Source organism: Ruegeria sp. D7, from assembly GCF_056534355.1.
In genome coordinates this window covers 15,040-37,971 of the sequence record NZ_JBQFPG010000003.1, presented here as the reverse complement: position 1 = coordinate 37,971, position 22,932 = coordinate 15,040, and the positions used below count along the sequence as shown (strand labels likewise).

At 58.0% G+C, this 22,932-nt stretch carries 16 protein-coding genes; 8 read left to right on the top strand and 8 right to left on the bottom strand.

All coding sequences use genetic code 11. The annotated features are described in order from the left end of the window. Positions 1-67: 67 nt before the first annotated feature. From ACRZ9U_RS05090 to lptF, 7 genes are all read left to right on the top strand, one after another. Entirely contained in the window at positions 68-3,373 is a 3,306-nt protein-coding gene (locus ACRZ9U_RS05090) for an adenylate/guanylate cyclase domain-containing protein (protein ID WP_480901351.1), read from the top strand. A 120-nt stretch (positions 3,374-3,493) separates the two neighbouring features. After that, positions 3,494-5,059, top strand: a complete 1,566-nt coding sequence (locus ACRZ9U_RS05085; protein ID WP_170402229.1) for an FAD-binding oxidoreductase — start codon at positions 3,494-3,496, stop codon at positions 5,057-5,059. A gap of 39 nt (positions 5,060-5,098) precedes the next feature. Then, positions 5,099-6,772, top strand: coding sequence for a hypothetical protein (locus ACRZ9U_RS05080; RefSeq protein ID WP_480901349.1), 1,674 nt, complete (start codon positions 5,099-5,101; stop codon positions 6,770-6,772). Continuing rightward, positions 6,765-8,525 carry a ferritin-like domain-containing protein gene (locus ACRZ9U_RS05075; protein WP_480901347.1) on the top strand — a complete coding sequence of 587 codons (1,761 nt, stop codon included), beginning with the start codon at positions 6,765-6,767 and terminating at the stop codon, positions 8,523-8,525. Before ACRZ9U_RS05080 ends, ACRZ9U_RS05075 begins: the two co-directional genes overlap by 8 nt. After that, positions 8,522-9,832 carry a radical SAM/SPASM domain-containing protein gene (locus tag ACRZ9U_RS05070; RefSeq protein WP_170402218.1) on the top strand — a complete coding sequence of 437 codons (1,311 nt, stop codon included), beginning with the start codon at positions 8,522-8,524 and terminating at the stop codon, positions 9,830-9,832. The genes ACRZ9U_RS05075 and ACRZ9U_RS05070 overlap by 4 nt, the downstream gene beginning before the upstream one ends. Positions 9,833-9,836: 4 nt before the next feature. Beyond that, positions 9,837-11,252: a flavin-dependent monooxygenase QhpG gene (qhpG, locus tag ACRZ9U_RS05065; RefSeq protein ID WP_170402215.1), complete on the top strand. Its 1,416-nt coding sequence runs from the start codon at positions 9,837-9,839 to the stop codon at positions 11,250-11,252. A 72-nt stretch (positions 11,253-11,324) separates the two neighbouring features. Beyond that, on the top strand, positions 11,325-12,464 hold the full coding sequence (gene lptF, locus ACRZ9U_RS05060; protein WP_170402212.1) for an LPS export ABC transporter permease LptF: 1,140 nt from the start codon (positions 11,325-11,327) through the stop codon (positions 12,462-12,464). 2 nt (positions 12,465-12,466) lie between these two features. Here lptF and ACRZ9U_RS05055 read toward each other — a convergent pair whose 3' ends face one another. Then, entirely contained in the window at positions 12,467-13,300 is an 834-nt protein-coding gene (locus ACRZ9U_RS05055; RefSeq protein ID WP_170402209.1) for a LysR family transcriptional regulator, read from the bottom strand. Positions 13,301-13,402: 102 nt separating this feature from the next. On the opposite strand from ACRZ9U_RS05055, the gene ACRZ9U_RS05050 reads away from it, so the two are divergent. After that, positions 13,403-13,993 carry an HD domain-containing protein gene (locus ACRZ9U_RS05050; protein WP_170402206.1) on the top strand — a complete coding sequence of 197 codons (591 nt, stop codon included), beginning with the start codon at positions 13,403-13,405 and terminating at the stop codon, positions 13,991-13,993. Here the strand turns inward: ACRZ9U_RS05050 and speB are convergent. From speB to ACRZ9U_RS05015, 7 genes are all read right to left on the bottom strand, one after another. Continuing rightward, positions 13,990-14,832 (bottom strand): agmatinase, encoded by an 843-nt coding sequence (gene speB / locus ACRZ9U_RS05045; RefSeq protein WP_170402203.1) that lies wholly within the window; start codon positions 14,830-14,832, stop codon positions 13,990-13,992. The genes ACRZ9U_RS05050 and speB overlap by 4 nt on opposite strands. Next, entirely contained in the window at positions 14,829-15,998 is a 1,170-nt protein-coding gene (nspC, locus tag ACRZ9U_RS05040) for a carboxynorspermidine decarboxylase (RefSeq protein WP_170402899.1), read from the bottom strand. Before nspC ends, speB begins: the two co-directional genes overlap by 4 nt. Before the next feature lie 109 nt (positions 15,999-16,107). Next, positions 16,108-17,319 carry a saccharopine dehydrogenase family protein gene (locus tag ACRZ9U_RS05035; RefSeq protein ID WP_170735755.1) on the bottom strand — a complete coding sequence of 404 codons (1,212 nt, stop codon included), beginning with the start codon at positions 17,317-17,319 and terminating at the stop codon, positions 16,108-16,110. 22 nt (positions 17,320-17,341) lie between these two features. Beyond that, entirely contained in the window at positions 17,342-19,231 is a 1,890-nt protein-coding gene (speA, locus tag ACRZ9U_RS05030; RefSeq protein ID WP_170402198.1) for a biosynthetic arginine decarboxylase, read from the bottom strand. A 102-nt stretch (positions 19,232-19,333) separates the two neighbouring features. After that, the gene (locus ACRZ9U_RS05025) at positions 19,334-20,419 is read right to left on the bottom strand and encodes a DUF1513 domain-containing protein (protein ID WP_170402196.1); all 1,086 of its coding nucleotides are present in this window, start codon (positions 20,417-20,419) and stop codon (positions 19,334-19,336) included. 3 nt (positions 20,420-20,422) lie between these two features. Continuing rightward, on the bottom strand, positions 20,423-21,433 hold the full coding sequence (locus ACRZ9U_RS05020; RefSeq protein WP_170402193.1) for an imelysin family protein: 1,011 nt from the start codon (positions 21,431-21,433) through the stop codon (positions 20,423-20,425). A gap of 3 nt (positions 21,434-21,436) precedes the next feature. Continuing rightward, positions 21,437-22,927 (bottom strand): di-heme oxidoreductase family protein, encoded by a 1,491-nt coding sequence (locus ACRZ9U_RS05015; protein WP_480901342.1) that lies wholly within the window; start codon positions 22,925-22,927, stop codon positions 21,437-21,439. Positions 22,928-22,932: the final 5 nt, after the last annotated feature.

Sequence of the window (22,932 nt, the reverse complement as noted above, 5' to 3'; positions counted from 1 at the left end):
TTTGTGTCACAATATGCAAGCCTGACCGGGTAGGGGAACCCGGAGACGATCGGGGACAACGGGGATAATGACAGAGATCGACGCATTCCTTGAAGAACACGGGCTGTCGAAGTATGCGCCGGTATTCGCGTCGAACGAAGTGACATTGGCCGATCTCGCACACCTCTCCGAACATGATTTGATCGACCTTGGGCTGCCACTTGGACCAAGGCGCCGATTGATGGCCGCATTGGGGCAGGCGCGGGATGCCAATCCGACCCCGGTGCAAGGCAGCGGGAAGATTGTCGCCGAGCGGAGGCAACTGACAGTTATGTTTGTTGATCTGGTTGGCTCGACTGCCATGTCCGAGCGGCTTGACCCCGAAGACTTGGGGGAGCTGCTTCGGCGGTTCAAGGAAATTTGCTCGACCTCGGTTGCTCGCTTTGGTGGACATATCGCCGATTTCATGGGTGACGGGGCGATGATCTATTTCGGGTATCCTCACGCGGTGGAAGATGCGGCCTCGCGCGCCGTTCATGCGGGTCTGGATATTCTTGAAGGATTGAATCGCATGGAAGGCCAGGAGCGTCTGACTGCGCGGATCGGTGTTTCGACCGGTCTTGTCGTTGTGGGCGAGATCCATGGCGAAGGGTTGAAGGAACATGACGTGGTCATGGGGCGTACACCCAATCTGGCAGCACGTTTGCAGAGTTTGGCCGAGCCCAATACACTGATCATCAGCCCGTCCACTCGCAGATTGGTGGGCAATGCATTTGAACTGCAGGATCGCGGGTCTTTCGCACTGAAAGGGTTTTCGGAACCGATACAAGCCTGGAGCGTCACAGGGCAGGCGCGGATCGAGCGCAGATTTGACATAATGCCTGATGCCGGTTCTGGTCGGCTCATTGGGCGCCAGGCAGAGTTCCGCAAGCTGACCGACAAATGGAATGAGGCAAGTCAGGGCGCTGGACAATCGGTTCTTGTCACTGGCGAGGCAGGGATCGGCAAATCACGCCTGATTGAGGGGCTTAGCCAAGAAGTGCTGGATCAAGGCGCGCTTCGCCTGAACTTCCAGTGTTCGCCCTTTCATGCCAACTCGGCACTTTATCCGATCATTCAGCATCTGGAACGCGCAGCAGGATTTGCGCCGACAGACAACGATGAGGATAAACTGGGAAAACTCTCGTACCTCTTGCGCCATCACCCGCCTGAGCATGTGCGCCTGATCGCTGATTTGTTGAGCGTTGATGCTGATGCTACGCTGGGGCCTCTCGACCTGCCGCCGCAAGTGAAGCTTGAGAAGACGTTGGAGGCAGTGACAGAACAGCTTGCAACGTTAGCGCGAGAACGACCGGTGTTGCTGTTGTTCGAAGATGCGCATTGGGTTGATCCGACCACCTTGTCTCTTACAGATCGGGTGATCGAACATATTCGGGACCTACCGGTGCTGATCGTCGTAACAGCACGTACCGGTTTCGATCCGGATTGGGGTCACCACAACAATACCCTGCGTATACCTCTCAAGCGTTTGACCAATCGGGATGTGGCTGAGATCGTAGCTGAGGTGGCGGGGGGGCACCCAGTACCACCCGAGGTTTGCGACCTTATTGCGGCCAAGACGGATGGCATTCCGCTTTATGTCCAGGAAGTGACCCGCGGCCTTTTAGAATCGGGGCAATTGCGTTTGAGCGACAAGGGGTATGTCGTACGCGGCCCCCTGCCATCGCTTTCAGTTCCCAGCACGTTGCAGGATTCGCTGATGGAGCGTTTGGACCGTTTGGGCAAGGCCAAAGAAGTGGCGCAAACCGGCGCCGTGTTCGGGCGGCAGTTCTCGATCGCGTTGCTGGCCTCTGTTTCGTTTCTGTCTCCGACGGTTCTGCAGGCCGGACTGGAACAGCTCTCATCGGCCGGGATCATTCTTCAAGCCCCGGATGCGGCAGAGGATGAGTTCATCTTCCGCCACGCATTGATTCGCGACATGGCTTATGACAGCCTGCTGCGCACGGAACGGCAGTCGCTGCATGACCGCGCGGCGGGTGCGTTGCTAGAGAACCAGCCGCAACTGGCCCAGACTCAGCCCGAGGTTCTGGCACAGCATTACACGTTGGCCCAACGCGCGGATGAGGCCGTGATGCACTGGCAAAGCGCGGGGCGTCGAGCGATCGAACGCTCGGCCCAGGCCGAGGCGTTGACCCATCTGTCGAAAGCTCTGGATCAGCTTGCCGATCTGCCAAAGAGCCGTGCACGGGATTTGCAAGAGATCGACATCCAGATTCTGCGTGCCGGTGTCCTGCGCTCAACAAGCGGTATTTCGGGGGATGCGACGGGTGAGGCCTATGGGCGTCTGCGCGAACTATGTCACCGAGCTGACGAGACCGAGCGGCTGTTTCCTGTGCTCAACGGGCTATATGCATTCCATCTTGTGCGTGCCGAATATCGATTGGCGAAAGGCGTGGCTGCGCAGATCCTCGATCTGGCGGCGACAAGCGGCAAGACCGAACACCGCATGGTCGGTCATCGCGCCATGGGGGCGGTGCAATTGCATCTGGGCAACCTGTCAGATGCAAAGCGCCATCTTGAGCAAGCTTGGGCGCTTTATGATTTTGATCAGCACAGCCAGCTAGCCTATGTCTATGGAACGGATCATGCCGCGATTACATCAGCATTTCTGGGCACATGTTATTGCCTGATGGGTCGGCATCAAGATGCCCTGCAGGTGCAGAATACAGCGCTGGAATGGTCCAAGAACCTCAAGCACGCGCATAGTGTGGCGCAGATCTTGGTTTACATGTGCAAGGTTCACCTGCTGGCGCGCGACATCCCTGCATTGCAAAGGGATGTTAAGGCGCTGTCCGAAGTCGCCGAGGAGCATTCGCTACCCTTTATGGCGACCATTGCGCGGCTATGGGAAAGCTGGGCAAAGGCGACCACGACCTCTGAAGTCGAACATATCGAGGACCTGCGTCAGGCGTCGGAAGACTGGTGGTCGGTTGGGGCCGGAAATTACAAGACTTTCTTCCCTTCGCTGATTGCCGAGATTCAGACAAACGCCGGCCATCACGACGCTGCGCATCAGACTCTGACGCACGCCAGAGATGTTCTGAGCGAAACCGAAGAGAAATGGGCCGAGGCCGATCAACTGCGTATTGAGGCCGCCCTTGTAGCCAAGACCGGGGGCGATCCCGTACCGCTGCTATTGCGCGCTATCGAAACTGCGCAAAGGCAAGGCGCGCGGCTTTACGAGCTTCGTGCGGCGGTCGCGTTGGCGGAGTGGCGGCAACACCGAGGCGAACCGGTTGGTGAGGCGTTGAATTCGGTCATGTCGCATTTCCATCAAGATGCCCAACTGCCGGACCTCAAAGACGCACGAGCGTTGATGGAAACGATTACTTGACCCGAAGGCCAACTTGCTGCCAGCTTGGGCGCGGGCAGAGTTGGGATGATACCTGAATTTCGACTTTTAAGCGCTGGGTCACCAGTCCGGCGCCCCGCTCTTGTGGTATGAGGAGACCTAATGCGTAAGATCAGCAAAACACTTCTGGCCAAGGATGTCTTGGCGCAAAGCCGTACCGATCTGGCGCTGCAGCAGTACCATTCGATCACGCCCGATCAGATACGTGAATTTGAGAAGAAACTGATCGGAACGGTCACTCTGCCGACCGACGCGGATTACAACAATGACCGGCAGGTTTGGAATCCGGCTTTCCAGGACTACCCAGAGATCATCGTCTATTGCGAGACCATCCAGGATGTACGCGCCAGCCTTGCTTTCGCGCGCGAGCATGACCTTTGGGTTGTTGCGCGGTCAGGGCGTCACAGCACGGCGGGGTATTCGGTCAATAACCAGATGGTGCTGGATACCAGCCGAATGCATTACGTGACCGTCGATCCAAAGGTGCCGATGGCCTATGTCGGTCCGGGCACACCGTTCAAGATGCTGAATTCGGAGTTGAACTCATATCACCTGCACGTGCCGGGCGGGGCCTGTCAGGATGTCTGCGTGGCGGGTTTCATGATGGGCGGCGGCTATGGCTTTACCTCGCGCCGGCTTGGGATGGCCTGCGACAACGTTCTGGGCGTCACGGTCATGCTGTGGGACGGCAGTATCGTGATCGCGGACAAAGATACGAACTCCGACCTCTTCTGGGCCATACGAGGCGGGACCGGCAACAACTTTGGTGTGTTGCTGGAAATCCGCTACCAGCTGCACCAGCTATATGAAGTCTGGGGTTGCCACATCACATGGCCGCTGGACAAAGCCGCCAAGGCACTGGAGTACCTGCAGGCCAACTACATGCGCACCTGCGAAGATGACCGTTTCGGGGCCTATATCTTTCTGGCCTATCAGGGAGATCGAAAAGTGCTGCTGGTGTCGGCGCTCTATGATGGCACGTCCGAAGAGGGGAACGCGTTTGTTCAGCCCCTGCTGAGCGATGAAATCGGCGGCGAGATGGGGGAGGACGACCAGAACTATGGCACCTATCAAGAAATCAACTCATGGCTGTATGACGACAAATATGACATCCCCGTCGTCCCCGATCAGGCGCGTGAAGATAAGCAGGCCGGATATATTGAACGCCAGCTCAACGAAGCCGAATGGCAGCGCGTCGTAGACTACCTCGACAGCACGCCCAACGCTTATGGCGCTGTGGCCATCGAACCCTATGGGGGGGCGATCAATCGGATGCCGTTGGGCAAACAAGGCAATGCCTTCATTCACCGTGATGTGTCGCTGAACTTCTACGTCGATGTGTTCTGGGTGTCGGAAGAAGAAAAAGAGATCGTGGTGCCGTGGCTCGACGGATTCATGGAACTGATGACCGAAGAAGGCTATTTCATTGACCGCGTCTATCAGAACTATCCGCGGCGGACTCAGAAGAACTATCGCTGGCAATATTGGGGCGAGTATTTCAACTCTTTGCTGTTCGTGAAGCAGAAATTCGACCCGCATAATTTCTTCCATTATCAGCAGAGCATTTCGCCTGTGCCGGATGACGCTCCGCCAGACATCATCCGAGATACGTCCAAGCCGATATTCGACGACCCAACGATCACATACGAGAGCTATTCGAACCCCTGAAAGCGGGGGCTGCCAAGGCCAAACGGGGGAGGGCCCAGTATGGACACGATCCAAGAGATTTTCTTTCTGCCACCCATGGCGGTTGCCCGTCTTGGACCGGGTGAGACACCGCTGGAAAGCTATGAGTGGCAGCAGGACATGGATGCCCATGGCAACAACAAAACGGTCATCCGGTCGAACATAACCTTTCGCGAGATTGAAGATGGCAGTGTCACTGCCTATCTTCCCGATCCCGACACAATCCGCTTTCGCGACGAAGGCGGCGCGTTGCGCCCGGTTGCCCCGTTCTTTGAGCTGTGGGCGCGGATGCATGACGCCGAGACGGGCGAGGAATATGAGACACCGGTGACGCTCGATCTGCTCGACGATCAGGGCCTGTCGCTGCAAAACGTGCGCTATTCGGTCACCGTCGGGAACACCAAGGCCGAGCGCCGGACTGGCGACGCGGCTTGCGGGTTTCGTGCACGGGTCGAGATTGCGGGTCAGGATTTCACCCCGAAACCCCTGCTGGCCTTCAGCCCGTATACGTCCGAACAACAGCCGATGGTCTATGAGCATAACCCGATCCCGCTAGGCTCAATCCGTGTGATGCATCCTGTGCAGGGTCATGATGAACCGGTCGAAGGGGAGTTCATCGACCGCAGCATCCTGCGCCTGCGCTTTATGCCTCCGAAAGGTGAGGTTTATGGCCCGCCTGATGCTGCATACGGTCCGGCGACGCTGGCCGTACCGGGCTATCAGAACGACCCGCTGAAATCGGAATATGGTCGCATCCACGAAATCGTGCCCGAACAGAACCGCATCCTGAACCCCGACACCCCTTGGTCGAAATGGATCATGATGTCCGGCACCTCGGACGACCCTGAGCCGCACGATAGTTACGACGGTGCCCGTGTGGGCAATGACCAATCCTGGGGAGTGGCCGATGACACCAGCGATGGCGTGATCGAGGCGACGCTGGCTGTACGTGGCGAACGCCTGACCGCGCGCGCCACGATCATGACCGGACCACCCGATTTTGCACCTGATGCGCGGCCGTTCTACAGCCTTGAGGATGATCTGGCCGATCGTGATCTGTCGCTAATCTCGGTAACTGAAGAAAACTACACGCAAGCTAAGGATGAGGTGGTTGATATTTTCCGCCGCGCCTTCGAGACTAACAGCCTGATCAACCTCGACGATATCCGCGCGCAAGGTTTGAAGGACAATGCCAAATTACAGGCGAAAACCGGGATTTCCCCGACGCCGGGCCTGCCGTCAACCGATGCGAAATCCATGACGGAGGAGGATGCAAGGCCGCCGGACAAGATCGACGAACTGATCCGCCCGCAACCGATCTCAGTCTTTTCGAACTCCGTGCCGAATGATCGGCTGCCCTATACAGTGGCGACGAAGTTCGTGCATGAGCAGTTGATTGACGAGGCCAACCTGCTGGATTTCCTGCGCCGTCGCCCGGATTTCGTTAAAACACTGCTGCGTCCACCATATGGTATCCTGACCGAGCTTGAAACCGACCCGAACCCTGATCAAAATCCGAACCCGGATTTTCGCGATCCTCGGATTATCCGCGACTCGATGCACGACGCGCGGATGCCGCCCTATATGCGCGATTCCAACTATTACCCACTGTCGCTGTCGCGCAGGCAGTACCATCTGGTGATCTCGTTCATCGACTATCTGGTTGCACAGGAAACGGAGGCTCAGAATGTCTGATCAGCCCGGCCAAATCCGCGTTAAACCCCGCAACCTGACCGCCCGCGCGGCCTATAAGGTACCGGGCAACCCCGACAACACGCGACTGGACGGATCGGTGGGGAATTGCTTTCCCGGTCTGGAAATGGATGTGCGCAACCTCGACCGCCGCTTTTTCCCCGGTCTGGTGTTCAACGCCGCGCGGGTGCCGCTGAACCCCGTGCCCGAGGCGCCGAAGAATTCGCAGGGATTCCATCTGGTTTTTGTGGACTATTTCTACGACCCGATGCTGCCTGACAACAGCCCCGAGGAGTGGGTGCAGACGCTGTTGGAGGCCTACAGCGGTGACATTGGCGCAAAGCTCAGCCAAGGTCGCTGGTTCCTGTCCTGGGTCGAACAAAGCGGCAAGCGGATCACCTTTCAGGAGAAAGACGGCACACCCTATGACGGACTGATGATTTGGCGGTTCATCCGCAGTCTGGAACATGGTGATGACAAACCGGTCAGCATTGCTCTGGAACGGCGCAATCATGAGGGCATCGTGGATACCGAGCAGGTCGTCCTGCACGGATTCCGCCGCCAGTACCGGACCGAGGCGGGGGTCTTCAGCGAAGCCTATGATCCCGGAGAATTGACGCAAAGCCTGTGCAATCCGTGGTCCCATGACTTTCGCGACTGCGGCTGCCACTACTGGCCTTCGAACCACCCCGACGTAGTGATGGCTGAGGTGGCGCATGACGATCAGCTGCCCTCGGGTCAGTCAAAGAACCCGATCGAGGCCGAGACCTATCTGGATTGGCTGCGCTCGGACAAGTCTCCGTCCGGTAACGTCGCGGCGCTGAATACGGTCGAACAAAACCGCCCCTACCAGATTGACCATTATCAGGTAAATCAGATGTGGAGCGAATTGCCTATCGTCGTTGAAGGCCGCGAAACGGGCGAGGTTTATGAAGTTGATCCCGAAATGCCAGGTGTGGAGCCCTATGACACGCCGCAGGCGATGATCGAGGACCTCAAGACGCGTCTGGCCGCGATGGAGATGACGCTGAGCCTGCAATATCTTTATGCCTATTTCTCGCTGGCGGATCCCGAAACGGCGGATACCCAAAACTGGCCGACGCTGAAAGACGATCTGATATTTGCCCGGCGTTCGGTGCTGGAGGTCGCGATTGGCGAGATGACCCATATGCGCTGGGCGAACCAACTGCTGTGGGAGCTTGAGCCCGAGGGGTATGAACCCATCTTGACCCCGTCCGAAACCTTGCCGGCGGGCAAGGGTAAGACGCAGCCGCGCGCACTGAGGCCACTGACGGCCGAAGCGCTTGCGGATTTCATCGAGATCGAGCGCCCCGGAGGCTTTATCGACCGCGCTTATGCACAATGTGTGGCGACTTTGGAGCAGGAGGATTTGTTCCCGGAACGCCGCCTTTATGCGCTGGCGGTACGGATCGACACCGACGGGGACGAGCACTTCCTGCGCTTCAGTCAAATGAAGGACGTTTTGGCCAAATACGATACGGGAGAGGGCACGCCTGCCTATTTGCGTCAGATTGAGGTTGGCACTGAAGAGGAGGCCAGGACGGCGCTGGAACTCTACGCGAAGGTCAAGGATGGGTTAGCCAACGCCTATACGCTTGAAGTGGATGGCAAATTTGAAGACTCCCAGGCCTACATCCAGCAGGTGCGCGATGATATGAAGCTGTTCCGCGTCGAGGGCGAAGCGCTGGCCGCCAAGGGGATTGGCATCCCGTTCTGGACGGAGGGTAAGGCGTGATCCCACCCGCCGCGCAGGTGCATTTCTTTGACACAGGGCATGGAGATCACATGCTGGCCGTTGATGGATCGCGCGTGTTTGATGTGCCTGAGGGGACGGCGGACCAATTCGCAACGATGGACAAGAGAAGTCAGAGCGCTTTCCTCAGGTCCATGGGATTGGATGGAACACCTTTCATCGATGACACGCCGCCTCAGAGTATGCCCGTGAGGTCGCTGTCGCTGGCAGTGGCGCAGAAATGCAATCTGGCTTGCACTTATTGCTATGCTGCAGGGGGAGAATTTGGCGGACCCGCGCGGAATATGGAATGGGAAGTCGCCAAGGCTTCGGTTGATCGGCTGGTGGCCGAAGCCGAACCCGGTGTGCGGATCAACCTTGCCTATTTGGGTGGAGAACCTCTGATCAACCGCGATCTGGTGCAACGCACTACGGAATATGCCGTCGATCAGGCGCATGCCAACGGGTTGAGCGTCGGGTTCTCGATCACAACCAACGGGACCCTGCTACGCCCCGAGGATGCGGCGTTTTTCGAAGCGCATGGATTTGCTGTCACCATCAGTCTGGATGGCGTGGGCGAGGTCCATGACAAGCTGCGCCCAAATCGTGGCGGTCGGGGTAGTTTTGATACGATCCTGAAACGGGTCGAACCTTTGCTGGCAGCTCAACACCGTATGCAGGTTGGTGCTCGGGTAACGGTTACGCCGAAGAATATGAACCTGCCAGAGACGCTGGATCGGTTTGTGGGAATGGGATTTCATTCGATTGGATTCTCGCCCATGCTGGCCTCGCCCAACGGTCAGCATGAACTGAACCGGAGTGATTTGGACGAGATGCTATCGCAGATGATCCGTTGCGGCGAAGTTTTCGAGGCGGCGGTAATCGAAGGGCGGCGCTACCCTTTCTCGAACATGGCAGCGGCGATGCAGGAGATCCACCGAGGCACCCACCGGCCCTATGCCTGCGGGGCAGGGGGCGGGTATTTCGGCGTGTCCGCTGATGGTGGACTGTTCGCCTGCCATCGCTTTGTTGAAGACGAAGCCGGAGCCATGGGCGATGTCTATGATGGCCCTGATCTTCGGCGAGAAAATTGGTTGACGAACCGTCACGTGCACACCCAGTCCCCGTGCGGCACTTGCTGGGCGCGGTATCTGTGCGGCGGCGGCTGTCATCACGAGGTCATCCATCGCGGACGCCCCGCTTGCGACTACATTCGAGGTTGGCTGCACTATTGCCTTCAAGCCTATGTCCGCTTGTCCGAAGCACGTCCGGATTATTTTGGCGTGTCCGCTCAGGTGGCCTCTGCCTGAACGGATGGAGATTGAGACCGAAATCTGCGTGATCGGAGGCGGCCCGGCAGGTAGTTCTGCCGCGCTGAGGTTGGCTCAGCTAGGTCGGCGTGTCTGCCTGATCGAGCGGCAAACGTTCCCGCGCCAGCATGTCGGCGAGTCATTGCCGCCATCAATCTGGCCGATCCTGAACCTGTTGGGGGTCGACGAAACCGTTTCCCAAACCGGTTTTCTGCGTGCAAGCGGATCGCTTTTGCATTGGGCCGGAGCGTTCGAACGTCGCGGCGTCGACGGTGATCACTCCGGACTTTTGGTTGACCGGGGCCAGTTCGATGCGGTGCTGTTACGTGCAGCACAAGCGGCAGGGGCGCAGGTCATCCAATCTGCGCGCGCATACCGCCCGGTGCGCCAGCAGTCTGGTTGGGAGATTCCCGTTCGGACCGACACGGGCGCCTTTCGGATCCAGGCACAAATCCTGCTGGACGCAGCGGGACGGCAAGCCGGGCTGGGCCGCAGGTTTCGCCCTGCATCCCAACCTTTGTTAGCGCTTTATGCTTATTGGCACGTGCCGCCGGGCTTTGGCCCGCAAGCCCGGGTCGAGGCGGGACAAGGACATTGGTATTGGGGCGCGCTGTTACCGGGAGGAGTGGTCAACGCAATGGTTTTTGTCGATCCCGACGCCTGCATCGGGCTGCCACCCGCAGATCGACGCGATCTCTATCTGAATCTTCTGGCCCGTTCGACACTACTAGCGCCCTGTCTGGAACAGCGCCGTATCGGGCCTGTGCGGCGGGCGGATGCGACCAGCCAGGCCGAGACAACACCACCAACGCGCGACCTTCTGCGGGTCGGAGAGGCCAGCTTCGCGGTCGACGCGTTGTCGTCGCAGGGGGTGCAATTGGCGATGGGGCAGGCGGTGCAGGCCGCAGCTGTGGTGAACACGCTTCTGACAACCCCCGATCATAGTGATCTGGCCTTGTCTTTTTATGCGGATCGGCAATTCGAGCGTGTGCAGACCCATGCAGCGCTCGCAGCCGATTTCTATGCACGGCAGCATGCTGTCGATCCTTCGCACTTCTGGGCTGAGCGCGCAAAGCCGTTGGATTGGGTAAATTCTCCAGCGTTCGATCCAAACACGGAGGCGTTGCGTGATGATCAGCCCCTCATCCTGTCACCTCAGGCCAAGCTCATCACTTCCGGCGTGCAAACCGCTTCGCATATCGAACCCGGCCTTGTCATAGGGCACCCGAATCTTCCAAGGCCAGTTGCAAATCTGGAGGGCGCAATGCTGGGACCGTTGCTAGAGCGGCTGGGCGCCCCGACAACCACTTTGAACATCATCAAGAGCTGGTCAGAGGTTTTGGCCACACACACGGCGTCGCGCATTCTGCGCTGGCTTTGGTATCATCGCATCGTGATCCCCGCCGCTGATCAGGCTTAATCGAGGTTTCCTCGGCGCGTTGAATCACCTAAAGTCCGCCGCAACGCCAATCGCCAAGAAACAAGAGGTCGCATGTCGCGTTTTGATGGGTATTTCCTGCGGCAATTGCTGGTGCTGTTTGGCTTTTTCACCCTTGTGCTTGTCGGGGTGTTCTGGATCACGCGTTCAGTCAGCCTTTTTGATCGGGTCATCAGCGGCGGCCAATCGGCGATGGTATTCCTGGAGTTCACGGCGTTGACCTTGCCGACGCTGATCCGGACGGTCATGCCCATGGCTGTGTTTGCGGCCGCTGTTTACGCAACCAACCGTTTGAGCCGCGAAAGCGAGATGACGGTGATGCTGGCAACAGGCTCCAGCCCGTGGCGACTTGCGCGAGCGGTCTTGGTGTTCGGGCTCAGTGCGGGACTGATGATGGCTGTCATCAGCGTTTTTCTGCGACCTGCATCGGTTGATCAACTGGAATTAAGACAGGATGAAGTTGCCGGAGATGTCACCGCACAGCTGTTGAATGAGGGCGAGTTCTTGCATCCAGCAGAAGGTGTAACCGTCTATATCGGCGATATCGATTTGGACGGAACGCTGCGCGAAGTCTTCGTCTCGGACCGTCGCGATGGGATTAACCCGGTCAGTTATTCCAGTGCTACGGCCTATCTGGTCAATCAGGCTTCGGGCATTCATCTGGTTATGCTGGATGGGATTGCGCTGCGGTATGATCAGGCTGGTAACACGCTGTCATCCACGTTGTTCGAAGACGCCTCTTACGACATTTCCGAACTGACCCAGAATTCGAGTATGGGCCATCGCAGCCTTGAAGCCATCCCGACGGTTGAGTTGATCTGGGATCGCGAAGCGGTCTCAGTGAAAGATGATCACAGCATCGGCCATCTGGTGGATGAGCTGCACCAGAGGTTCTCGTGGATTGCAATATGTATTGCGGTCGCATTGGTCGGATATTCGACCCTGATGCTGGGTAGCTTTTCGCGCTTTGGGCTTTGGCCTCAGATCCTGGGTGCCTTTACCATTCTGGTCCTGCTTGAGGGGGTTCGGGGATTCGTATCCCCGTTCGTCATCAATGATCCCAGACTTTGGGGCTTGCTGTATCTTCCCGCCGTTATGGGCGTGCTTGTGTCGGTTCTGTTTTTACTGGCCGCGGGGCGACCCTTGATGCGAAAAAGGGTTCGAAACGGAGCACCAAAGCCGTCACCGGTCTGAAGTCAGCGGCGAAGTTCCTCCAGGCACTGCAGGATGTTTTCAACTTCTTGACTGTCCGAACGGACCACCAAATACAGCGGTAGCATTAAGTCGCGCGCATCTTTCTCGCGCAACAGCTCGCCTGAGTTCAGATGCTGAGTGATGACATAGTCCGGGAAATACCCATACCCGCCACGCTGTAGGAGATAGCGCAAAGCCATCAAGCAATTACCCAGAAAGATAGTTTGCCCTGTCGCGAGACGCGCTGTGGAACGGACATGATCCCGGTAGGTCTCGCCCAGTTCTATGTTGACAAATACCCGTTCAGCGTCGGTGTTCGCATCCTTCCTGCTTTGAACCAAAGACAGCCGTTCGGGCGCAAGTTCGTGGAATACCACGCGCCGGTCCGCAGGTTTTTCATGGGTCAGCGCGGCGTCAAGTACGTGGGTAGCAACGGCGTCGACCATATCCAAATCATGGTCGTAATTCAGGGTTAAAAGCAATTGTCCAAACCGTTGTTCAAAGCGAACAGCAAGGTCCACCAGTAACGGATCCCACACGCTCAGTTGGGCACCCAGACGCAGTGCCAACCGATTTTGAATCTGTTCAGGCAGGTCGTTGGCTGCGAACGACCACAGCGACAGCATCTGTTCAGCATAGGGTTTGAATTGGCGACCGTACTCGGTCAATACCGTTCCGCCTGCCCCGCGCGAAAACAGCGGTTTGCCTGTTGCGTCTTCCAGGGCCCTGATCCGGGCGCTGACTGCGGTTTGGGTTACATTCAACTTACGGGCCGCTGAGTGAAACCCACCGGTTTCGGCTACGCTTAAAAATGTTTCCAGAGATTTGGTTTGCATATTGAAAGTATTTTTTGATCGTATTGATAAAATCAATTCATTTTTTTGCCTATATCTGCCGCTTTAAAGTGATTTGACGAACGTAGCCAAAGGATTCGCGCGATGCTGGACAAGAGCCACAAACCCACCTGGACCAGTTTTGAAGAGGCGACCAAGGCCGACTGGGATGCGGTCATGGAGTATGAAGAGAGCTACAACGCTGCTTTGCCGGATCGCATACTGGACGCCATTCGTTCACTGGATGAAGAATGGACGCCGTATCCGGTGAATCGCTATCAGCACAGCCTGCAGGCCGCGACACGAGCGTATGAGGACGGCGCTGATGAAGAGTTGGTTGTGGCTGCCCTGATCCATGACACCGGCGATATCTTGTCGCCTTATAATCACGGGGAACTGTCCGCCGCGATGATGAAGCCTTATGTCAGTGAGAAGACACACTGGATTCTCAAGCACCACTGCGTGTTTCAGGGCTACTACTACAATCATCATCTAGGTGGTGATCGGAATGCCCGCGACAAATATCGCGACAGCCCGTATTGGGAGGACTGCCGCTATTTTTGTCATGAATATGATCAGAAGGCGTTCGACCCGGATTATCCGACCAAATCGCTGGAGTTCTTCGAACCCATGCTACGCCGCGTTCTGAACAAGGGCGAAGGGCACATGGAACTGAATGAGACCGCCGAGGCTTAACAGGCGGCCATCAGGCGATAGACGATCTGGGCGGCGGTAAAATCCCAGGCGGCATTGCCGTTCGGGGCCAGTTCGACGACGTCGAAACCCACACATTTTCGGCCCTTCAGGGCGTGTTCCACCAGGCGCAGGGCTTGATAATATCCCAGCCCGCCTGGGACGGGTGTTCCAGTGGCGGGCATGATTGCCGGGTCCAGCCCATCAACGTCAAAGCTGACGTACACCAGTTCGGGAAAATCCTTGGGCAGATCAACCGAGTGGATGTTGCCGGTAACCAGTTCTTCGGCGTCTACATGAAACACGTGATTTTTCAGGCGGCTTTCGGCCTCTTCGGTCGAAAAGGCGCGAACGCCGAATTGCGCCAGACGGATACCTTCTTCGGCAAGAAGATGCATGACTGAGGCGTGAGAATGTTTCTCGCCCTGATAAGCGTTGCGCAGATCAGCATGGGCGTCGATTTGCACGATACCAATCGGTTGGTTTAGAGCGCGGGCAACACCCAACACTGCGCCGTAGCTAAGTGAATGCTCGCCACCTAGCGTCACCGGGATTTTGCCGGCGCGAACGGCCGCTTCCGTGCGTTGGGCTAGGCGTTCCATTATCTCTGGCAACGCTGCATCGCAGTCAACGGGTTCTTCGGTGAAGATCCCCTCGACGCAGGGCTCGGCGTGGCCAGTGATGCGTTCCAGTTCATTACTGGCTTCGATAATTGCGTCCGGGCCTTTGGCGGTGCCCGCCCCGTAAGATACAGTGCGTTCCAGCGGCACCGGGATCACACGGAACCGCGCGTCCTCAGTGCGCTCGGATGCGGACAGTTCACTGTCGAGGAAAATACTCATGAGAGGCGGCCTTTAAAGTCGTCATAGCCGAACTGTTTGATGATTTTCAGTTCGTCCGTTTCGCTGTTCCACAGCGCTATAGTCGGCAGCGGAACTCCGTTGAAGGTGTTAGTTTTGACCATCGAATAATGCGCCTGATCGAGGAAGGCGAAGCGCTGGCCGATTTCCAGTGGTTTGTCCCATGTGTAGTCACCGATCACGTCGCCCGCGAGGCAGGAGGGGCCGCCCAGGCGATAGGTATGGCCTGCCTCGGCCTCATCCATGAGGGCGGGGCGATAGGGGGCTTCGATGACGTCCGGCATATGGCAGGTGGCCGAGATATCGGTGATCGCAAGGGTCATACCGTTGGTCGGCAAGTCGAGGATTTCGCCAACCAGAATGCCCGCATCCAGGGCCACCGCCTCACCGGGTTCCAGATAGACGTCGATACCGTGTGTCTCACGGATGGATTTGATGAAGGCGACCAGCCCGTCGCGGTCATAGTCATCACGGGTGATATGATGCCCGCCGCCGAAGTTCAGCCATTTGAGTTGGCCAAGGTACGGTTTGAGTTTTGGCTCAACCGCGTCCCAAGTCCGCAGCAACGGCTCGAACCCCTGTTCGCAGAGCGTGTGCATGTGCAGCCCGTCCACGCCACTCATAGTCTCGGCGGTCAATTGGCTGACCGGCGTGCCCAGACGCGAGCAGGGCGCGCAAGGGTCGTATTTGGGGATTTCGCCTTCGGAATGTTCCGGATTGATGCGCAGACCGACCTGTACGCCGGCGGCTTGGGCTTTTGCCAGAAAGCGGTCCTTTTGCGCGGGTGAGTTGAAGATGATGTGGTCCGATAGCGACAGGATTTCGTCCATGTCCGCGTCTTTATATCCGGCGCAGAAGGTTGCGACCTCGCCGCCATATTCCTCGCGCCCCAGCCGCGCCTCATAGATGCCGGACGCGCAAGTGCCGCCGAGGTATTGGCGTACAAGCGGGGCCAGCGAGAACATCGAAAACGCCTTGAGGGCGCTGAGAATGTGAGCGCCGGAGCGGGTGCCGATATCGGCAAGGATGTTCAGATTTCGTTCGACAGCTTTTTCATCGACCACGAAGCAGGGGGTAGGTATGCGGTTTAGATCAAACCTGCGGAAAGCTCCTGCATCTCCGGCTTGTGTAGTCATCATGTCGGACAAGAGGTTATCTCCGGACAGTGCGGAGGGCAGTGCCTGACCGCGGGTGGGTGCGAAGCGCCCGCCCATGGGGACGGTCGGGCGCTGTCCGGCGTTGCCGCCGGGCGAGGATTTAGAAGTTAACCGGGCCGTCGAGTTCGTGGACCTGCCACGGCAAACCATGTTCGTTCAGCATGTCCATGAAGTTGTCAGGGTCGAGTTGCTCCATGTTCCACACGCCCGGTTCGCGCCAATTGCCTTTAAGCACCTGCGCCGCACCGATCATGGCGGGGACGCCGGTGGTGTAGCTGACGGCTTGGCTGCCGACCTCACGGTAGCATTCCTCGTGATCGCAGATGTTGTAGATATAATAGGTCTTTTCGCCCGAGCCGTCCTTGGCCTGACCTGTGGCGATGTCACCGATGCAGGCTTTGCCCTTGGTCTCCGCGCCCAGATCGCCGGGATCGGGCAGCAGGGTTTTCAGGAACTGAATCGGGATGATTTCCTTGCCGTCATGCATCACCGGGTCAATGCGAGTCATACCGACGTTTTCCAGCACCTTGGCGTGGGTGATGTAGGCGTCGCCGAAGGTCATCCAGAAGCGGGCGCGCTCAATCTCGGGGAAATGGGTGCTGAGCGACTCCAGTTCCTCGTGATACATCAGGTACATGTTCTTGGGGCCGATGGCGGGGAAGTCGAACTCAACCTTGTGGGTCATCGCCGGGCTGTGTTGCCATGCGCCGTTTTCCCAATGGCGCACCTCGGCCAGCACTTCGCGCAGGTTGATTTCCGGGTTGAAGTTGGTGGCGAATTCTTGATCGTTGCTGCCGCCATTCGCGTCCAGCACATCGATCTGACGGATCGTATCCAACTTGTGCTTCTTCAGCCATTTGGCGAAGACGCTGGTCACACCCGGATCGAAGCCCGAGCCGAGGATGGCAGTCAAACCAGCCTCTTTGAACCGTTCTTGATAGGCCCATTGCCAATGGTATTCGAACTTGGCTTCGTCCTCGGGCTCATAGTTCGCGGTGTCGAGGTAGTGGATGCCGGCCTCAAGACACGCGTCCATTAAAACCAGATCCTGATACGGCAGGGCCAAGTTTACGAGGATCTCTGCACCCGTTTCTTTGATCAGTTTGACTGTGTCTTCAACCTTGTACGCGTCCAACTCGGCAGTCGTGATGTCTACACCGACACGTTCTTTCACGGCTTTGGCGATGGCATCGCATTTTGACTTGGTTCGGCTGGCCAGCGTGATCTCGGTAAAGATGTCCGAATTCATCGCCATTTTGTGCACGGCTGCGTGGGACACGCCGCCCGCGCCGACAACCAGTGTTTTGCCCATGGGATAGTCTCCTCTCAAGGGGTTATTCGTAATAGGTGTAGCCGTTGATCGAGTCGCGATAGGCGCTCATCAGGGTTTTTCGGTCCTTGGCTTGCAGAGTACCGGTCGAAATCGCCTCGTCCACCATTTTGCGGAACGCGGCGACACAGTCTTGCGGGTCGAATTCCACATAAGACAAGACTTGAGAAATAGTGTCGCCCTCTTGTTCATGCAGCAAGTCGAAGCCACCGTCGGTGCGCAGGTCGATGGTGACAACATTGGTGTCGCCGAACAGATTGTGCAGGTCGCCAAGTGTTTCCTGATAGGCGCCAACGAAGAAGACGCCCATGAAATACTCGCCTTCATCGGGCAGCGAATGCACTGGCAGGCTGGGGGACACGCCGTCGGCCAGTATGAATCGGTCGATCTTTCCGTCGCTGTCGCAGGTGATGTCGGACAGGACCGCGCGTCGGTCTGGTGTTTCATTCAGGCTTTGCAACGGCACGATCGGGTGCAATTGGTCGATGGCCCAGACATCGGGGAGGGATTGGAACAGCGAGAAGTTGCAATGGTAGATGTCCGCGACCTTCTCAAGCTGGTCATCCACTTCCGTGTCCAGATCATCACTTGCCGCCAAGGCCTTGAGACGGGCCATAAGGGACAGGTAGATGCGCTCGGCCCGGGCCATCTGGCGCAGGTCGACATACCCGCGTCTGAAAAGCGCGCGCAATTCATTGCGATAGAAGGTTGCGTCGTTCCAGCATTCCTGCAGCCGATCCTTGCTGAGATAGCCGTGTACTGCGGCGAGGTCCGAAATCATGTGGTGGTCATCGGGCTCGGCCATTGGTCCGTCCGGGGCGTCGTAGAGTGTGCTTTCCAACACGTTGAAGACCAGCATGGACGACGTCGCAACCACCGCACGGCCGCTTTCGGTGATCAGTGTGGGGTGGTCGATTTCAGCCTCGTCCATGGCGTAAGCCACGGTTTCGACTACGTTGGCGCAATATTCCTCGACCGTGTAGTTGATCGAGTTTTCCGCGGCCTTTTTTTCGCCCGTGTAATCCACCCCCATACCGCCGCCGAGATCCAGGTAGCTGAGTGGTACACCTTCACGCGAGAGTTCGGTGTAATACCGGCATGCCTCGCCAACAGCGCGGCGCACATCGTTAACGTCTTGCACCTGTGAACCCAGATGCGAATGTTGCAGCTTGAGGCAGTGCAGCAATCCCGCCGCTTTCAGCTTGTCCACGGTGGCAACAAGCTGGTCGGTGTTCATTCCAAAGGCGGAACGGTCGCCCGAACTTTCTTCCCATTTGCCGCTGATCTGATTGGTCAATTTGACCCGAACGCCTATCAGGGGCTCGATCCCCAGTTGGTTATAGACCTCGATGACGGTATTGGCCTCTTTTGGGCTTTCCAGCACGATGACGGTGTTGAACCCGATCTTGCGAGACAGGATCGCCAATTGGATGAATTCAGCATCCTTGACGCCATTGCAGACGATCAGCGCTTCGGGGGCCAGGCGATGGGCCAGGGCCACCACCAGTTCAGGTTTTGATCCTGCTTCAAGGCCATAATTGTATTTCTTTCCGAACTCGACGATCCGGTCGACCACCTGCGCCTGTTGGTTCACCTTGATCGGAAAAACACCGCGATAGTGGCCCTTATAGTTTACGCGCGCGATTGCCTCGGCAAAGCTCTCGTTCAGGTGCGCGATTTCATGCTCTAGATAAGACGCAACACGCAAGACCATCGGGGCTTTGATCCCCCGGTCGTCCAGATCGCTGAGGATACCCGGCAGGCTGATTGCCTCGGCCTCGGGGGCCATCGGATTGCGCAGAGCTATCTCGCCCCTTTCTGTCACCTCAATGAGGCCATGGCCCCATTTCTCAACCCCGTAGATGGAATGCGGTGCGTCGGGCGTCTGTTTCAATCAGATCAGTCCTTAACTTGGGTGTGCTGGTTTAGCGCCTGCCAATACGGCAGCAGTTTGATTCGTCCAAGTGTAAACTGTGAGAGGGTTCGCCGCCGAATTCTAGCCGTATGCACGGATCGGGATCAGGTGGTTGTCCCACTGGCAATCCGACCGCGCGGTGATTTCGGCGCCGGTGGTCGTCAGAGTGCCAAATGCACCGGTTCCGGTGGTAAACGCCAACCCAGCCTTGCCGGCGCCTAAACCGCAAACATCTTCGAACACTAAAGCTTCGATGAATGTTCCGCTATTTACGTCGAAGCGGTGCAATGCATCGCCTCGCGGACAGGTGATCGCAACCGATTGGCTATCGGTGGAAAAGGCAATGCTGCCAGCATACCCTTGCAACTCTCTTTGCTGCGTTTCGGGCGCTGACAAAAGGCGAGGCTTTTCGCCCCTTTGGTGAAGCCCCAGAAGGGCAGGGTACTTGGTCTGGCTGCCTTGCCATTGCATTGCAAAACCCACTAGACCATCGTCACGCACCGCAAGATGGCGGATCGAGTTTTTGTGCAGCGCGCGGGGTAGCTCTACTTGCTCCAATATCGAACCCGAAATGTCGAGATAGCTCAGGTTGGGCTGCATCGTTGGCAGATTTAGCTTGGTCCGACCGCTGTCGGGGTGTGTCTCGATGCCGCCATTGGCGATGACCAGTATGTCGCCACCGGGCAGCAAGCGCATGTCGTGGGGGCCTATCCCACCTGACGAGAACTCTCCCAGCCGTGCGAAGCTGATCGCGTCCCAGACGCCAACCACACCTTCTGCGGCCTCATAGTCGTTTTCGGTTGTGAAAAACTGTGTTCCATCAGCCGAGAATGCACCATGCCCGTAGAAGTGGCGGCCATTGGGTGCCTCCAGCCGCTTTAGGACAGAACCATCTGTACAATCAATTACAATTGCAAAGGTCCCGGGGCGGCGGGCAAAGGCGACCGCTTGGGCTTTGAACGGATGGGCCGCGGCGGCGTGCCCGCGCGCGGGTAGCGGTATAGCGAACAAAACTGCGCCCGAGTTATCCAGGCCGGACAGGCGGTAGCTACCATCTGGGAATAAGGCAGCGGCCAGATAGCGGGGCGCGCCGACGGACGCCCAGCCCGGCACCGAAGCAAGACTGGCGGCACCAAGGCCTGCAAGAAATTCGCGGCGGTTCGTCAATGGTCAATCCCCATCCAGTGAGTTGAATCCGGCGCTGATGCCGAGCGTCGGGCCAAGCTCGGTCGCGGCGATCTCGCGAATGTCGTTGATCGATTGCTGCAGCGCTTCGATGCGGACGCGACCTTGCGGTGTCGCAACACCGGCGAGGGCGGGGTCGTCCAGTGATTGAGCCCGGTCGATGGCCCGCGCGAAACCGGCATTCAGATCTACAGCAATCTCGGGGTGGTCAAAGGACAGACGGGCGGCCAAGTCACGCAGGGCGATCAGAGACAGCGTGACATGATGCAACGACCGCTTGGACCGCCGCGCTTCAGCACGGTTCGGGCGCGGACGCTCGAACGTTCCTAAAGGGCGTCCAATGCGTGTGTCGGCTGTGAACTCTAGCCCCGTTGTAAGCGCCTTGAACAGCTCCTGCATCGCCTCATCGCCCGAGCGATAGGGGCTGTTGTCCCCCGGCTGCGTCAGTCGTGGTGCGTAGCTTTGCCAGTCCGCGTTGATCGCGACGGCATTTCGGTTGATATCAGTGGTGATGGCGCGGATAAGCGCGCAACGATAGTCGGCGCTTCCTTGTTCTGTCATCGCTGGATCAAAGAGCATTCGTTCCAATGCAAAAAAGCCGCGCCCGGCGATTGAGGTTTCGGCAAAGGCATCGGGGTCGTCGACGGCAGTGTCTTCACTGGCGATGTGTCGGGACAGGGTTTTGGGTGTGAATCCTTTGGTATCTGGCCAGAAAGCCAGTGCAAAAGCGCGATCGTCAGCCTCGGACGGCCCAAAACGTAAATGGCTGGCCGAAATCCAGCTATTGAATGCCGTGGCGTAATCAGCGCGCAGGTCGTCTGACTCCGGTTCGCAATCTGTTTGGGCTGTGGTCGACAAAGCACCGGTTGCGTCAGCCAGCTCTGCAAAGCGCGGTAGAATATGCGTTTCGGTCACATCCATCAAAATCGGAGCACGATCCTGAGCAAAGGCGCCCAAGGGCACTAGCAGGGCGGCGGCGAAAGTAAGGCTACGCATGGGTCAGAGGCTCCCAAGAAAGCGGATCAGAGCGTCGCGGTCGGCTTTTGGCATTGAAACTACCATGTCACGGGCGGCCTGCGCCTCGCCACCGTGCCAAAGGATGGCTTCAAGCAGGGATCGCGCGCGACCATCGTGCAGGAATTGGGTGTGGCCCGAGACGCGCTGTGTCAGGCCGATGCCCCACAAAGGCGGCGTGCGCCATTCGCGGCCCGTTGCGCGGGCCTCGGGGCGGTTGTCGGCCAGACCCTCGCCCATGTCGTGCAACAGCAGGTCGGTATAGGGCCAGATAAGCTGGAAGCTCTGTTCGGGCCTATCGGGCATCCTGTGGGTGACATAAGCAGGCGTGTGGCAGGATGCGCAGCCCGAGGCAAGAAACACTTCTTTCCCGCGCAGCACTTCAGGGTCATCGGTGTCTCGGCGCGCCGGAACACCGAGATTGCGGCTGTAGAAGGCGACGAGGTCCATGCCAATTGCGTCAATCTCGAATCCCCGCGCATCATTGTCTCCGTGCGGTGCATCAATGCAGTTGGCCTGCAATTCGGTGCAATCGCCGTACGGCGCGGGGTAAAGCGGACTTGATATGCCGATGTCACCTGCGAAGGCCGCCGCCGATTGCTCCATCACCGTGGGCATCCCGGCCTTGTGACCAAAGCGGCCCATCATTGGTTCGCCGAATTCCGTCGACCATACGATGTTCGGACGGCCCGAGATACCATCGCCATCTTCGTCATCAGGATCGGCTTTGGCCAGCAAGTCCTCAACCGGAATTGATTCCAGCAACCCCAGTCCGATCATCTGCGGCGCAACTCGAGGGCTAAGCATCGCGTCCGGGTGCAGCGGGCCATAGCCTAAATCGGCGGCCTTATAGCTGGGGCGGCGGAGCGAGGCCGTTTCGCTGTCGGACAGCGCGACGGGGACTTCCTCATACGTGATGTCCAGCCGGTATTCTGCGGGATGGCCTGCCAGAGCGAAATCCTGCAGTTGAGTGCCATAACTCGGATCAGGCAGGGTGGCGATATAGTCTTCGATCTCAGCAGGCGCGCCCTCTGGCTTGCCGGGAACCGAAACTCTCAGGAACATCGAGACGGCATTGTCATCCGGGCCGTTAGGCGTATGACCGCGCCCGTCCTTGATGTGACAGCGCTGACACGAGCGGGCGTTGTATAGCGGACCCAAACCGTCCGAAGCCAGAGTGGACGACGGAGACGAGACCCAGATCTTTTTGAACAACCCGTTGCCGACTTTGAAGTCCAGCTCCTGTTCGAAGCTTAAATTGGCGGAGGGCTGAGAAAACGCGTCCGCAACAGTGCGCGCCCGCACGGTCGCAGCACCAGCGGACAGTTCTTCGAACCGTTGCGGCACACTGAAGTCGTCCGGCGTTGCTGTGACAGCGTCGATCCGGGCGCGTTCTTCGGCAGTTCTTGGAAGGAAATTTAGATGAGGGTCCCGCAGCTCGGTGGCTTGGGAAGAGGTGGCCGTGAGTGCGGCCACCGATG